General features: G+C 49.5%; 2 protein-coding genes. Both read right to left on the reverse strand.

Features of this window, described 5'->3' with window-relative positions; all coding sequences use genetic code 11:
- Nucleotides 1-244 (reverse strand): flagellar basal body protein (locus R8O11_RS30055; RefSeq protein WP_318195239.1); only part of this gene is annotated, 244 nt, incomplete at its 3' end.
- Nucleotides 245-568: rod-binding protein (locus R8O11_RS30060; RefSeq protein WP_318195240.1), on the reverse strand; the 324-nt coding region annotated here is incomplete at its 5' end.

Raw genomic sequence — 568 nt, forward strand, 5'->3', positions numbered from 1 at the left:
CCGCCAAACTATTGGTAGACCAAGTTTGTTTAACCAAGAACTGATCAGTTACACGGCGGATGCTGGTCACTTCCACACCCATACCAGAGCTTAAGCGGTTGGACTTACCATCACCAACTGTCGCCATCAACGCTTGTTGACGGCTGTATCCTGGCGTATTGACGCTCGCAACGTTTTGCGCCGTCACGTCAAGTGCAACGCGGTTTGCGTTTAAACCTGAGAGGGCGATATTAACTAGGTTCATTTACAGCTCCATTTTCCTGATCAGCGGCTGAGAAAAAGCGGTCGTCATACCGGCTTCTCCAAGCACTTGTTTAACTGAGGCGACCGCTTGAGCCGTTGAGTTAAATGGGTCGGTAATTTCTTCGAGTTCAAGCTGTGATATCGATTCAGAATCGACCGTTTTACCGTCATTTGCAGAAGACACATTGCGCGCCGAATCGAAGGCCACTTCGCGCATTGAAGGGCTCAACTGCTGAATCAGCATATTGGCGATGCCAGAGCTTTGCTTTTTCGCCAACTCCATCGCCAACTGACCATCGTACATATCGCGAAAAACGCCTTGTTG

It is taken from the genome of Vibrio sp. 1288 (genome assembly GCF_033344475.1).